Source organism: Microbispora sp. H10670 (genome assembly GCF_014161385.1).
Classification (GTDB): Bacteria; Actinomycetota; Actinomycetes; order Streptosporangiales; family Streptosporangiaceae; genus Microbispora; species Microbispora triticiradicis.
The window spans coordinates 634,593-647,690 of the sequence record NZ_JABBWW010000001.1; the positions used below are offsets into that span (position 1 = coordinate 634,593).

12 protein-coding genes are annotated in these 13,098 nt (G+C 70.7%); 9 read left to right on the forward strand and 3 right to left on the reverse strand.

Annotation, left to right across the window (positions count from 1 at the left end; all coding sequences use genetic code 11):
* The first annotated feature begins 24 nt into the window (after nt 1-24).
* Nucleotides 25-1,440, forward strand: coding sequence for an LCP family protein (locus tag HHX33_RS03030; protein WP_182873175.1), 1,416 nt, complete (start codon nt 25-27; stop codon nt 1,438-1,440).
* 17 nt (nt 1,441-1,457) lie between these two features.
* On the opposite strand, the gene HHX33_RS03035 is transcribed toward HHX33_RS03030, so the two are convergent.
* Nucleotides 1,458-2,405, reverse strand: coding sequence for a hypothetical protein (locus tag HHX33_RS03035; RefSeq protein WP_182873177.1), 948 nt, complete (start codon nt 2,403-2,405; stop codon nt 1,458-1,460).
* Between the two features lie 210 nt (nt 2,406-2,615).
* Between HHX33_RS03035 and HHX33_RS03040 the strand changes: the two genes are divergently transcribed.
* From HHX33_RS03040 to HHX33_RS03075, 8 genes are all read left to right on the forward strand, one after another.
* A complete protein-coding gene (locus HHX33_RS03040; protein WP_182873179.1) occupies nt 2,616-3,644 on the forward strand; it encodes a sulfate ABC transporter substrate-binding protein in 1,029 nt (342 codons plus the stop codon).
* 39 nt (nt 3,645-3,683) lie between these two features.
* Nucleotides 3,684-4,505, forward strand: a complete 822-nt coding sequence (gene cysT / locus HHX33_RS03045; RefSeq protein WP_111697626.1) for a sulfate ABC transporter permease subunit CysT — start codon at nt 3,684-3,686, stop codon at nt 4,503-4,505.
* On the forward strand, nt 4,498-5,295 hold the full coding sequence (locus HHX33_RS03050; protein ID WP_111697625.1) for a sulfate ABC transporter permease: 798 nt from the start codon (nt 4,498-4,500) through the stop codon (nt 5,293-5,295). The genes cysT and HHX33_RS03050 overlap by 8 nt, the downstream gene beginning before the upstream one ends.
* Nucleotides 5,285-6,250: a sulfate/molybdate ABC transporter ATP-binding protein gene (locus HHX33_RS03055; RefSeq protein WP_182873180.1), complete on the forward strand. Its 966-nt coding sequence runs from the start codon at nt 5,285-5,287 to the stop codon at nt 6,248-6,250. Before HHX33_RS03050 ends, HHX33_RS03055 begins: the two co-directional genes overlap by 11 nt.
* A 3-nt stretch (nt 6,251-6,253) precedes the next feature.
* Nucleotides 6,254-6,646 carry an RrF2 family transcriptional regulator gene (locus HHX33_RS03060; protein WP_111697623.1) on the forward strand — a complete coding sequence of 131 codons (393 nt, stop codon included), beginning with the start codon at nt 6,254-6,256 and terminating at the stop codon, nt 6,644-6,646.
* A gap of 77 nt (nt 6,647-6,723) precedes the next feature.
* Nucleotides 6,724-8,253, forward strand: a complete 1,530-nt coding sequence (locus HHX33_RS03065) for a serine/threonine-protein kinase (protein WP_182873182.1) — start codon at nt 6,724-6,726, stop codon at nt 8,251-8,253.
* 101 nt (nt 8,254-8,354) lie between these two features.
* Nucleotides 8,355-9,287, forward strand: a complete 933-nt coding sequence (locus HHX33_RS03070; RefSeq protein ID WP_182873184.1) for an ATP-binding protein — start codon at nt 8,355-8,357, stop codon at nt 9,285-9,287.
* 44 nt (nt 9,288-9,331) lie between these two features.
* Nucleotides 9,332-9,718, forward strand: a complete 387-nt coding sequence (locus HHX33_RS03075; protein WP_182873186.1) for an SCO5389 family protein — start codon at nt 9,332-9,334, stop codon at nt 9,716-9,718.
* A gap of 7 nt (nt 9,719-9,725) precedes the next feature.
* Here HHX33_RS03075 and HHX33_RS03080 read toward each other — a convergent pair whose 3' ends face one another.
* On the reverse strand, nt 9,726-10,484 hold the full coding sequence (locus tag HHX33_RS03080) for a glucose 1-dehydrogenase (RefSeq protein ID WP_182873188.1): 759 nt from the start codon (nt 10,482-10,484) through the stop codon (nt 9,726-9,728).
* Between the two features lie 197 nt (nt 10,485-10,681).
* A complete protein-coding gene (locus tag HHX33_RS03085; protein ID WP_182873190.1) occupies nt 10,682-12,619 on the reverse strand; it encodes a DUF222 domain-containing protein in 1,938 nt (645 codons plus the stop codon).
* Nucleotides 12,620-13,098 lie beyond the last annotated feature (479 nt).

The window sequence follows — 13,098 nt, forward strand, 5'->3', positions numbered from 1 at the left end:
GGTCCGACCCCCAGGAGCACGACAGTGGGTCACGTCGACGTCCGTCCCGCCCCCCCGGCGGAGGACCTCCCGGCGCCACCTCCCCGGACGCCGCCGAAGTGGCGTGCCTGGCTGTGGGTGGGCCTTTCGGGCGTGCTGGGCGTGCTGATCGGCGCCGTCACGGCCACCGCCGGTCAGTACGTCAAGCTGACCGGCAACGTCCGGCACGAGGCGGTGACCAGGCAGGACCTCGGCGACGCGCGGCCCCAGAAGATCAGCAAAGCGCTCAACGTGCTGATCGTCGGCTCCGACCAGCGTGACGGCGCGAACGCCAGATACGGCAGGTTCCCGGGCGAGCGCACGGACACGATCATCCTTGCGCACATCTCCCCGAACCGGGACGGCGCGGTCCTGATCAGCTTTCCCCGCGACTCGCTCGTCCAGTTACCGGCGTGTCCCGCCAAGGGCGACCGGCTCCCTGGCCAGCGGCCACACATCGGGATGATCAACGAGTCGTTCAACTCCGGCGGCATCGGCTGCACCTGGAGGACGATCGAACAGCTGACCCGGATCCGCATCGACCACTTCGTGAAGGTCGACTTCACCGGCTTCAAGGCGATGGTGAACGCGCTGGGCGGCGTGCCGGTGTGCCTGCCGCAGCCCGTCCACGACAAGAAGGCGCTGCTCACCCTGCCCGCCGGCAGGCAGGTGCTCAAGGGCGAGCAGGCGCTCGGGTACGTCCGCGCCCGCTACTCGCTCGGCGACGGCTCCGACATCGGCCGGATCCAGCGGCAGCAGATGTTCCTCGCCTCGATGGCCAAGAAGGCGATGAGCGGCGAGACGCTGATCGACCCCGCGACGCTGTTCGGGTTCCTCGACGCCGTGACCAAGGCGATCACCACCGACCCCGACCTCACGATCGGCGTGATGAAGGACCTCGCGGTGAGCGCGAAGGGCCTGACGGCCGGGCAGATCCGCTTCGTCACCACCCCCTGGCGCTACTCGGTCACCAGCCCCGGCCGGGTCGAGTGGGTGCAGCCCCAGGCCAGGCGCCTGTTCACCATGGTCGCCGCCGACCAGATCGCCAAGAACGTACGCAGCGGCGAGCAGAAGATCCCCAAGTCGCAGATCCACATCCTGGTGCGCAACGGCAGCGGCAGGCAGGGCCTCGGCACCGAGGTGGCCGCCGAACTGGAGCAGCGCGGCTACCACATCGTGAAGGTCGAGCAGGCGCCCAGGCCGTACGCGAAGACCACCGTGGCCTACTCCGTCAACGGCGAGGGCCGGGCGTCGCGGTTGTACCGCGAACTCAAGAAGACGCGGTCCCACCTGGTCCGCACGTCCACCACGCAGGCCCTCGTGCTGGGGATCGGCGCCGACTGGCAGGGGATGAAGCCCCCCAAGACGCTCGACGACGTGGAGGGCTTCGACGCGACCCAGGACAGCTGCACGGCGTCCTGATCCAACGGCCTCCTGAGCTAGAACAATATGTCCAGCAGGCCTCCGCCGCGGCGGGGCGCCTCCTGGGTGGGGGCGGGCGCGGGAGCGGTGGTGGGCTCGGTCGTCGGCTCTGTCGTGGGTGCGACGGTCGTCGGCGCCTCGGTCGGCTCGTCCACCGTCACCGGAGCCTGCGACCGCACCGGGCCGCGCGACCGGGCCGGACGCGGAGAGGTGGTGGCTCGGCGCCCGGAATCCTGGTCGCGGGCCGATGTGTCACGGGACGGCGCCGCGGTGGCCGGTCCGGGGGTGGGCGCGGTGGTGGGTGCGGTCGTCGGCCCGCCGGACGAGGGATCGCCGTCACCCGGCCCGGGCTCGGCGAGCGCCGCGTCGTCCCCGGAGGCGCTGTCCGGAGCCGGCGTCGGGGACGCCGCGGGTGCGCCGGCCGCGCAGCCCGCGCCTCCCGCACTACAGGGCGGTTCGGCCGGGCTGCCCACCCACAGGGCGAGGGCCCAGATCGCGGCGACGACGCCGACACCGATCAGGCCGGCCCGCAGCAGCATGCCACCGCGCCGCGAGTCCTCCTCATTCCCGTAGGGGTCCTCCTCGGAGTCCTCGGGATCGGGCGCGCTGCGCCAGCCCGAGCCCAGGAAGCCGCGGGGCTCGCTGCCGCCGGACTCCAGGACGACGGTCGCGGGCCTTTCCGCGGGCCTTTCCGCGGGCCTTTCGGTCTCCGGACGCCAGTCCTCCGCCAGCACGTCGCCGTGATCGGCCTGTTCGCCCTGTGCGGTCTGCCCCCGTGTCTGCCCCCGTGTCTGCCCCTGTGCGGCGGCGAGGGCCGCTTCGTCGTGCTCCTCCGACCAGAACCGGTCTCCCTCGGCGTCGTGCCGGGCCTCGCCCGCGATGTACGGCCGTACCAGCGGGCCGGTCTGCTCGTGGGCGTCCTCGCCCTCGGCCGGGTCGTGCATGAGGGTCCTTCCGTACGTCATAGGTGAGCTGAGGGGATCAGGTCCTGTCCCCCCAGCGAACGTTCCTAGCACCTCTCGACACCACTTGTCCGGAAATTTCACAGCAATCACTGGAATCTCTGCCGTCACTTCATGCTCAAACCCAGCAAACCCATCGGAGTTGACGGAATCTCTGGAACGGTCTTTAATATCGACTAAACCGACTGACATGGTAGGAATAGAGGGCAAGGCATGAAAGTGCGCAGGCTCGGGGCCATCGCAGCCGCCGTCGTGGCGACGTCCACCCTGGTCACCGCCTGCGGGGGAGGCGACAACGCCGGCGGGGGCGACGGCGGAGGCAAGGTCCAGTTGGCGCTGGTCGCCTACTCCACCCCCCAGGCGGCGTTCAAGGACATCATCGCGGCGTTCCAGAAGACGCCCGAGGGCAAGAACATCACCTTCACCCAGTCGTTCGGCGCGTCCGGCGACCAGAGCCGGGCCGTGGCCAACGGCCTCAAGGCGGACATCGTCGAGTTCTCCCTGGAGACCGACATCACCCGGCTCGTGAAGGCCGGCATCGTCGCGGCGGACTGGAACTCCGGCCCCACCGCCGGACCCAGCAAGGGCATCCTGACCAGGTCCGTCGTCGTGATCGGCACCCGCAAGGGCAACCCGAAGGGTCTGAAGACCTGGGACGATCTGATCAAGCCGGGAGTCGAGGTCATCACCCCGAACCCCTTCACCTCCGGCGGCGCCCGCTGGAACCTGCTCGCGGGCTACGGCGCGAAGTCGGACAAGGGCGCCGACCAGGCCGCCGGGCTCACCTATCTCGACTCGCTGCTCAAGAACGTGCCGGTCCAGGACGACAGCGGCCGCAAGTCGCTGCAGACCTTCACCGGCGGCAAGGGCGACGCGATCCTCACGTACGAGAACGAGGCGATCTTCGCCCGGCAGAACGGTCAGGAACTCGACTACACGGTTCCCGACGCCACGCTCCTCATCGAGAACCCGGTCGCCGTGACGAAGAACAGCGCGCACCCCGCGGAGGCCGCGGCCTTCCTCAAGTACCTCTACTCGGTCGAGGCGCAGACGATCTTCGCGAAGAACGGCTACCGCCCGGTCGCCGACGGGGTGACCGGCTTCGACTGGCCCACCCCGCCGCAGCTGTTCACCATCCAGGACCTCGGCGGCTGGGACAAGATCACCACCGAGTTCTTCGACTCCAAGACCGGCAAGGTCGCGGACATCGAGCGCAAGCTCGGCGTGGCCACCGAGAAGTGAGCACCGTGAAGTGAGTGCAGCGAAAGTGAGCACTGGGAAATGAGCGTCGACGCCGCTGTGGGAGTGCGGCCGTCCCGGCGTCTGGCCGGCGGCACCGCCGCCGGCCTCGGGACCGCGGTGCTCTACCTGAGCCTGATCGTGCTGATCCCGCTGGCCGCCGTGGTGTGGCGGTCGGCCGACGAGGGCCCCGGTTACTTCTGGCGCTCGGTCACCACCCCCGACGCCTGGGCGGCGCTCACGCTGACGATCGGCGCGTCCGCCCTCGTGGCCGTGGTCAACCTGGTCATGGGCACGCTCATCGCCTGGGTGCTGGTCCGCGACCGCTTCCCGGGCAGGGCGGTCCTCGACACGATCATCGACCTGCCGTTCGCGCTGCCGACGATCGTGGCCGGTCTCGTCCTGCTCGCGTTGTACGGCCCGCAGTCCCCGCTCGGGATCAACCTGGCCTACAGCAGGGCCGGCGTCGTGCTGGCGCTGATGTTCGTCACGCTGCCGTTCGTCGTCCGTACGGTGCAGCCGGTCCTGCTGGAACTGGACGGGGAGATGGAGCAGGCCGCGGCGTCCCTCGGCGCCCGGCCGTTCCAGACCTTCCGCCGGATCATCCTGCCGAACCTGCTTCCCGCGATGCTGTCGGGCACCGCGCTCGCCTTCACCCGGGCGATCGCGGAGTTCGGCTCGACCGTGCTGATCTCCGGCAACCTGCCGTTCAAGACGCAGGTCGCGGCGGTGAACCTCTTCAGTCAGATCGAGGGCGACAACATGACGGGCGCGGCGGCGATCGCGACGGTCCTGCTCGTGGTGGCCCTGGTCGCACTGATCGCACTCGACGTCCTGCAGCGATGGGGGAGCCGCCGTGGCTAAGCACGTCCTGCGCCTGACCGCCGTCGTCTACATCCTGTTCCTGCTGGTCCTTCCGGTCGGACTGATCATCTGGCGGACCTTCGGGGACGGGCTCGGCCCGTTCGTCGAAGCCCTGACCTCGCCGTCGGCCGTACACGCCTTCAAGGTGACGATCACGGTCGCCGCCTGGGCGGTCGTGGCCAACACGGTCTTCGGGGTCGGCGCCGCGCTCCTGCTCGTGCGGCACGAGTTCCCCGGCAAACGGCTGCTCGGAGCGTTCATCGACCTGCCGATGGCCGTCTCGCCGGTCGTCGTTGGGCTCGCGCTCATCCTCGTGTACGGCCGGTTCTCCCCCGCGGGCGGCCTGCTGGAGAGCTGGGGCATCCAAGTGATCTTCTCCACCCCCGGCATGGTGCTGGCCACGGTGTTCGTCGCGCTGCCCCTGGTCGTACGGGCCATCGTGCCGGTGCTGGAGGAGCTCGGCGACGAGCAGGAGCAGGCCGCGCACACGCTGGGCGCGAGCCGCCTCCAGTCGTTCGTCCGCATCACGCTCCCCGGCATCCGCTGGGCCCTCGGCTACGGCGTCGTGCTCTGCCTGGCCCGCTCGCTCGGCGAGTACGGCGCGGTCGCGGTGGTCTCGGGCCGCCTCGTGGACCAGACCCAGACGCTGACGCTGTTCGTGGAGGAGCGGTTCCAGAACTTCGACCAGCCGGCCGCGTTCGCCGCCGCCACGGCCCTCGCCCTGATCGCCGTGGTCACCCTGCTGCTCACCAAGCTCCTGCGCCCGAAGGATCTGTCCGATGGCAATTGAGGTACGCGACGTGAACAAGTCGTTCGGGGCCACCCCGGTCCTGCGCGACGTGTCCGTGGACGTCGAGTCGGGGTCGCTCACCGCCCTGCTCGGCCCGAGCGGCGGGGGGAAGTCGACGCTGCTGCGGGTGATCGCCGGGCTCGAACGGCCCGACACCGGCACCGTCCGGATCTCCGGCGTCGACGCCACCCGTCTGTCGCCCCAGCGCCGCAACGTCGGCTTCGTGTTCCAGCACTACGCCGCCTTCAAGCACCTGTCGGTCTTCCGCAACGTGGCCTTCGGCCTGGAGATCCGCAAGCGGCCCAAGGACGAGATCCGCAAGCGGGTCATGGAACTGCTGGAGCTGGTCCACCTGGAGAAGCTGGCCGACCGTTACCCGTCGCAGCTCTCCGGCGGCCAGCGTCAGCGCATGGCCCTGGCCCGGGCGCTCGCGGTGGAACCGGAGGTGCTGCTGCTCGACGAGCCGTTCGGCGCACTCGACGCGCAGGTGCGCAAGGAGTTGCGGGCCTGGCTGCGCCGGCTGCACGACGAGGTGCACGTCACCACCGTCTTCGTCACCCACGACCAGGAGGAGGCCATCGAGGTCGCCGACACGATCGTGGTGCTGGCCAACGGAGAGGTCGTGCAGGCCGGCAGCCCTGGCGAGGTGTACGACAACCCCGCCAACCCGTTCGTGATGCGCTTCCTCGGCCCGGTCACCGAGATCGGGGGCAGCCTGGTCCGCCCGCACGACATCGAGATCAGCTCCGGCCCGGTCGAGGGCGGGTCCCCCGCCGTGGTCTCCCGCGTCGTACGGCTCGGCTTCGAGGTACGCGTGGAGGTGAAGATCGGCACGGAGGAGGCGTGGGTCCAGGTGACGCGTGAGCAGGCCGACCGGCTCGCGCTGTCGCCCGGCGACACGGTGCACCTCAAGCCCTCTCCCGGGGCCCGGTCCCTGGTCCTCAGTGCCGTGTGAGAAATGCGGCTTTCCGTCAGGACCCAGTACGCCCTGCGCGCCGCCGCCGAACTGGCCGCGGCGGCGCCGGGGCCCGTCCCGGCCGAGCGGATCGCGTCGGCCCAGGGCATTCCCCGGCGTTTCCTCGACAACATCCTGTTGCAGATGCGGCGGGCCGGCCTCATCCACAGCCAGCGGGGACCGGAGGGCGGCTACTGGCTGGCCCGGCCCGCCACGGAGATCACGCTCGCCGACGTCGTGCTCATCGTCGAGGGAGCGCCGCAGGACAACGAGGATTTCCACGGCGTCGCCGGGCCGCTCGCCGACGTCTGGACGGCGCTGCGCGACCACGAGCAGGCGACGCTCACGGAGGTCACCCTCGCCCACATCGCGGCCGGTTCACTTCCGCCCCTCTAATCACCGCTATTCGCCCGGTTAGTTGTGCAAGACTCCGCATTCAAGGTGAAACGTGCCAGGCGTAGAGGGCGGGCGAGATGGGTGCTGCTGGGCGGCTCATCGTCAAGCGATACCGGTTGGTCCGCGCTCTCGGCCGTGGCCGCACCGGGGTCGTCTGGGAGGGGCACGACACCCTGCTCGACCGGCCCGTGGCGGTTCGGGAGGTGCTGCTGCCCCCGGGCCTGGGCGAGACTGCACGGCTGCGGCTCGTCCACAAGATCGCCCGGGAGGCCCGGCAGGCCGAGGGGCTGCGCCATCCGCACATCGCCGCCGTCCACGACGTGGCCGAGGAGGACGGCGCTCCGTACATCGTGATGGAGCTGGTCCGGTCCCGCTCGCTTGACGGGATGGTCGCGGGCGACGGCCCGCTCACACCCGCGCAGGCCGCGCCGATCGCCCGAAAGGTCCTGTCCGCGCTGGCCCACGCCCACGCGGCCGGCGTACGGCACGGCGACGTCCGGCCGGCCAACGTCCTCGTCGGTCATGACGGCCGGGTGCTGCTCGCCGACTTCGGCGTCTCCATGTTCACCACCGACCCGGCCTTCGCGCGCACCCGCCGCGACCCCGCTGCTCTTCCCACTGCCTCTCTTCCCACTGCTGCGACTGCCGGCCGGGATCCGGAGGACTTCCTCGCTCCGGAACGTTCCGCGGACGACCCCCGCACGATCGCCGCCGACCTGTGGTCGCTGGGCGCCACCCTCCATCTCGCGGTCACCGGCCGGCCGCCGTCGCATCCGCTGGGAGAGGTCCCCGAGGAACTTCGCACCGTACTGACCGGGCTCCTCGCCCGGGACCCGCGGCGGCGGATCGACGCGGAGACCGCCGACCGGCTGCTCGCCGAGGCCGAGCCACCGGCTCCCGCTCCCCCCGTACGGCGGAGCCTCGGCCGGGCCCGGCTGGTCGCGGGCGTCACGGCGGCCGTGCTGGTCGCCTGTGCGGTGGGTGGCTGGGCGGTGCTGCGCCCCGGCGCCGAAGGCCGGGCCGCCGCCCCTCCGGCCGCCCCTGTCACGACGCCTGCTGCTCCTGCCACTGTCCCGGCCTCTGCCACTGGACCGGACGCCGTGCCCGTCTCCGGCTCGGCCTCCGCCGCTCCCGCGCCGCGGCTCAAGTTGAAGTGGTATCGCTCGGACGCCGGCTGGCGGGCCGGTGTGCCCCGCGACTGGACCCGCGAGGACCAGCCGTACACCATCGCCTGGCGTGCCCCGGACGACGCGGCGGCGCTCGTCGTCGAGGTGACCGCGCAGAGCGGCACCGATCCCCTCGCGGCGCTCGGCGAGGCCGAGGCCATCTTCCTGCCGACCGCCAAGAGCTACCGCAAACTCCGGCTCAAGCCCGTGACCAGCCCGTACGGGCCCACCGCCGACTGGGAGTTCACCTGGAAGCCGCGGAAGGCGCCGGCGGGTGACCATCTGGTCAAGGGAGTCGGATATCACCAGTACCGACGGGTGATCTCGACGGGCACGACGACCAGCGTGCTGACCTGGACCACCCGGGCCACCGACTGGGACGCCCTGCGCCCGACCCTGGTCAAAGTGCTCTCGCTCTTCCAGCCGCCCGCCGCGAGCTGAAAATCCCCTCCCCGCCCTCGCGGATGTGCCATGATGAGCCACGACCGAAAGTGACAACGGTTTTCATTTTCTAGCGTGGTTTCCGAGCGGGGGGTGACGCCATGAGAGTGGCGTTCGTGGGCAAGGGCGGAAGCGGGAAGACGACCCTGTCGTCGCTGTTCGCGAGGTATGCGACGCGGCGGGGACCGGTCGTCGCTATCGACGCGGACATCAACCAGCATCTCGGCCTCGCCCTCGGCGCTCCCGGGCAGCCTCACCCGCTGGGCGGGATGCTGACCGAGATCAAGGACTACCTGCGGGGCGACAATCCCCGCATTCGTGACGCGGCGTCAATGGTGAAGACGACTCCCCCCGGGCGCGGCTCCCGCCTCGTCCGGCTGGACGACCCGTTCTTCCCGTTCAGCCACGTCGACGGCGTCTCGCTCATGGTCACCGGCCCGTTCGGCGAGGACGACCTCGGGGTCGCCTGCTACCACTCCAAAGTCGGCGCGGTGGAGCTCTACCTCAATCACCTGGTCGACGGGCCCGGCGAGTACGTCGTGGTGGACATGACCGCCGGAGCCGACTCCTTCGCCTCCGGGCTCTTCACCCGGTTCGACCTCACCTTCCTGGTCGCCGAACCCACCCGGCAAGGCGTCGGCGTCTACCGGCAGTACCGCGACCACGCTGCCGGATTCGACATCCCGCTGGCCGTCGTGGGCAACAAGATCCACTCTCCGGAGGACGCCGACTTCCTCCGCGAGCAGGTGGGCGAGGACCTGCTGACCTGGTTCGGTCACTCCCCCGCCGTCCGCGCGATGGAGCAGGGCCGGCCGTTCGCTCTCGGCGACCTGGAGCCCACCGGCCACCATGCACTCGCCACCATGCTCGACCGGCTCGACGCGCAGCCCAAGGACTGGGCGAAGTTCGGCAGGCAGGCGGCCGAGTTCCACACCCGCAACGCCCGCGCGTGGGCGAACCGCGCCACCGGCGAAGACCTGGTCGCGCAGATCGACCCCGAATTCGTGTACGGCCCCGCCGTCACCGCCCCCTGAACCTGACCCCGAACTCGTCGAAAGACATCGAGAGGAGAACAGCCATGTCGCTGTCCGTGCCCGACAACCTGCTCGCCCAGGCCCGTGCCGGCGAGGTGGACGACGCGGCCTTCGTGGCCTGCGTCCGCGACTCGCTGCCGTACGCCTGGACGACCATCACCGCGCTGATCGAACAGCGGGACCGATCCGGAGCCGACTTCGCCGACAACCAGGTGCCGCCGCCCGACGAGGTCTCCCGCGGGCAGTTGCTCCGCTGCCTGGCCAGCGACGCGATGCGCGGCGCCCTCGAGAGGCACTTCGGCGTACGGCTCGCCTTCCAGAACTGCCACCGGGTCGCGGTCTTCGATCCGGCGGCGACCGAGGCCTACGGGGAGTTCGTCACCCCCCGCGCGCAGATCCTGAACCAGAGCCCCGGCCTGGTCGACTGCTGAACACGCCCTACTGCGATCCGCCGTTGACATAGAGGGTCTGCCCCGTGACGTACGACGCGTCGTCGGAGGCGAAGAACGCCACCACCGACGCGATCTCGGTCGGCTGGGCGACCCGCCGCAACGGCACGAACTGCGAGGCGACGGCCTGGTGCTCCTCCGGCGACATGCCGAGCCGCACCGCCGTCGCCTCGGTCATCGGGGTCGCCACGTAACCGGGCGCGACCGCGTTCACGCGGACCCCGAACTGGCCGAGCTCGATCGCGAGGGTCGCGGTCAGCCCCTGGATCCCCGCCTTCGCCGCCGAGTAGTTGGCCTGCCCGCGGTTGCCCAGCGCCGACCGGCTCGACAGGTTGACGATGGCCCCCGATCTCCGTTCCACCATGTGTTTCTGCACCGCCCGGCTCATCAGGAACGCGCCCTTCAGATTCACGTCGAGCACCTTGTCCCAGTCGTCCTCCGACATCCGGAACACCAGGTTGTCCCGCGTCAGACCGGCGTTGTTGACCAGCACGTCGATACGCCCGAACTCGGCCATCACCCCCGACACGAGGCTCTCCACCTGGGCGCCGTCGGAGACGTCACCGCCGAAGGCGACCGCTCTGCCCCCGGTGACCGCGATCTCGTCCACGATCGTGGCGCAGCGATCCGCCGTGAGGTCCACGCACGCCACCACCGCGCCCTCCGCCGCGAGGCGGCGGGCCGTGGCCGCACCGATCCCCCGCGCCGCACCGGTGACCACGGCGTACTTCCCAACGAACCGCTCCATCGCCAACCTCCGCGCCCGTGCCCGATCACAGCAACTTACTTAGCGCTCCCCCACAGGCGCGCTTCAACACAGGCGGGCTTCAACACAGGCGGGCTTCGACACAGACGCGCCGCCGCTCATCCGCCTGGCTCACCTTCTCCGGGCTCACCTTCTCCGGGCTCACCTGTCCGCGTCCAGCCCCACGCGCCTGCCCACCTCTATACCGGCAGTCGGGTGGTGCGGGGGTTGCGGTAGGTGAAGGCCCAGCGGTCGTCGCCGATCTTGCGGCGGGTGTAGCGGGTGGGGTGGCGGTAGCGGTCGCGGTTGTGGAACTGGCACGCCGGCCCCAGCAGCTTGAGGTCGGTCAGCCCGCCGCTGCACCAGTCCTCGGCGTGGTCGATCTGGCACATCGTGGCCGGCAGCGGACAGCCGTCCACCCAGCAGGTCGCATACCGGGCGAAGACCGCCCGCCGCTGGGCCGGGGTGGCAAGGCGCACCTTGCGGCCCATGTCCAGCACCTGCCCACCGGCGTCCATCACGATCCGCACCAAAGTGCTGGTACGGGCCAGCCGATGCACGCTGGCAACAGGCAGCAGCTGCCCGGTCGCCAGGATCAGCCCCGGCAACCCCCGCAACCACACCCCCGGCGGGGGACTGTTCACACCCACCCCCGCCCAGGCACCACCTGCCCGCCGGGCGCTGCCTCCCGGCCAGGCCTCGCGTCCCGCCCGAGCGTCTCCCCCCGGCCAGGCCTCGCGTCCCGCCCGGGCATCTCCCCCCGGCCAAGCGCTGCCTCCCGCCCACGCCTGGTCTCCCGACCCGGGCGGCGCGTCGGAGTGCTCCCCAAGCCAGGCGTTACCTTCCGGCCATGCCCGGCCTCCCCGCCAGGCGCCGCCTTCCGGTCGGGTGCGGCCTTCTGCCCACAGTGGGGCATCGGCCCCCGCCTCCGGCGCGCCGTTGCAAGCCGCCCTCGGCATTCCATGCTGCGCCTCGCCGGTTCCGGAGGCATGCCGGTAACCCTCCGCCGGGCAGTCACGGGCCGGGCAATCAGTCCACTGCTCATCGGGGTCGGCGGCGGAGCGCTCGCTGTCGGCGTCCGTTGCGTCCGTTGCGTCGGCGGCGTCGGCGTATGTGGGGTCGTCGGCGTCGGCGTCTGTGGCGTCGGCGCAGGTCGCGCAGGCGTCGATGTCGAAGTCCTCAGCGGTCCAGGCGTCAGGCCCGGGGCCAGGGCCATCGCTCGGGGCTGGGTCTGAGAGGTCTGGGTCTGAAGGGCCGATGCCCGAAGGGGCGGGACCAGGGCCGTCGCTCGGGTCGGTGTCTACCGGGTCGCTGGTGGGGTGGTCGGCTGTGGAGTCGCCTGAGGGGTCGGTGCCTGAGGGGTCGCTGGTGGGGTGGCCGGCTGGGGGGTCGTCGGGGAGGGATTCGGCGTTGACCAGCACTAGAAGCTCGGTCGCGATCTTGTTCTCCAGGAACGCGATGACAGCATCGGCGTTCCGCACGCTCAGCGTGCGGTCATCGCCCTCGGCCTTGGGCTTGGCGTAGACGTCCAGCAGGTGCTGCAACCGCGCGGCGGCTTCGACCGGGAGGTAGAACTCTCCCTCCAGCCCGCCGTTCCGGCGCCGCCGCACCCTAAAGAACCGGCGGTCGAAATCGGCCTGCTCATCGCCTTCGTGGCCGTCGGGGTCCAGCACCGCCCGCAGATACCGCCCCGCCTTGGCCACCTCCGCCGCACCCGCCGAACCAACCAACTCCAGCAGAATCCCCTCAGCCGTCGTCGCCTGGTCGTCGGTCAACCCAGAGGTAGCGGTGCAGATCGCCTCCACGATGCCCTCCGCCAGGCTGCCCTCGGCGAACCGCTCACGCACCCGCGACAGACGACCCAACTCCACGCCCATCGTCACCAACCGGCCCGCACCCGGAATCGTCATCCCGCCAACGGAGCGCAGCCACAACCGGGTGGAGGCATGCCCATGGTTCTTCGCCTCCCCAGCCCGGTGAACGCGCCCGACCCGGGCAGCCAGCGCGCTGGTGATGCGATCGCGGGCCGCCAGCAACTCCTCGGCCTCGGCCAGGCACACCTCCGCCGACTCAGGCACCGGCACCAGCGCCCGGGCCGCCTCACCAACCGCCGCCACCGCCACCCACGACGACCCCACCCCACGATCACCCTCGAAGGCACCATCGAAGGCACCGTCCGACGCACCACTCTGCGCACCGTCCGTCGCGCCATCGGGCGCACCCTCGGCATCCCGATCACGGCCAGCATCCGGACCCCGGCCCGCATCACCCTGGCCAGCGCCAGAGGCACCACCAGGAGCATCGCCGGGTACACCGCCACAAGCGGTACCCGGAGCACCGTCGGGAGCGCCCACCTTCGCCTGGCGGTCGTTACGACTCGCGCGCTCTCGCTCCCCAGGAACGACGATCGGGACGAATTCACTGGCGGCCGAACCCTCGGAAGACCACAGCGGCGAACCGGCCGTCAGCTGGTCCCACCAGTCGGCGTCCTCACCAATCGAACGATGAGGGTGGTCAGAACCATCGTCAAACAGGTCCATCACACCTCCTCGATCAATTCGAACGTTTGTCTGTATTCTTTCATGCGCCGTAACGGACAGCAACCAGCCAGATGCGA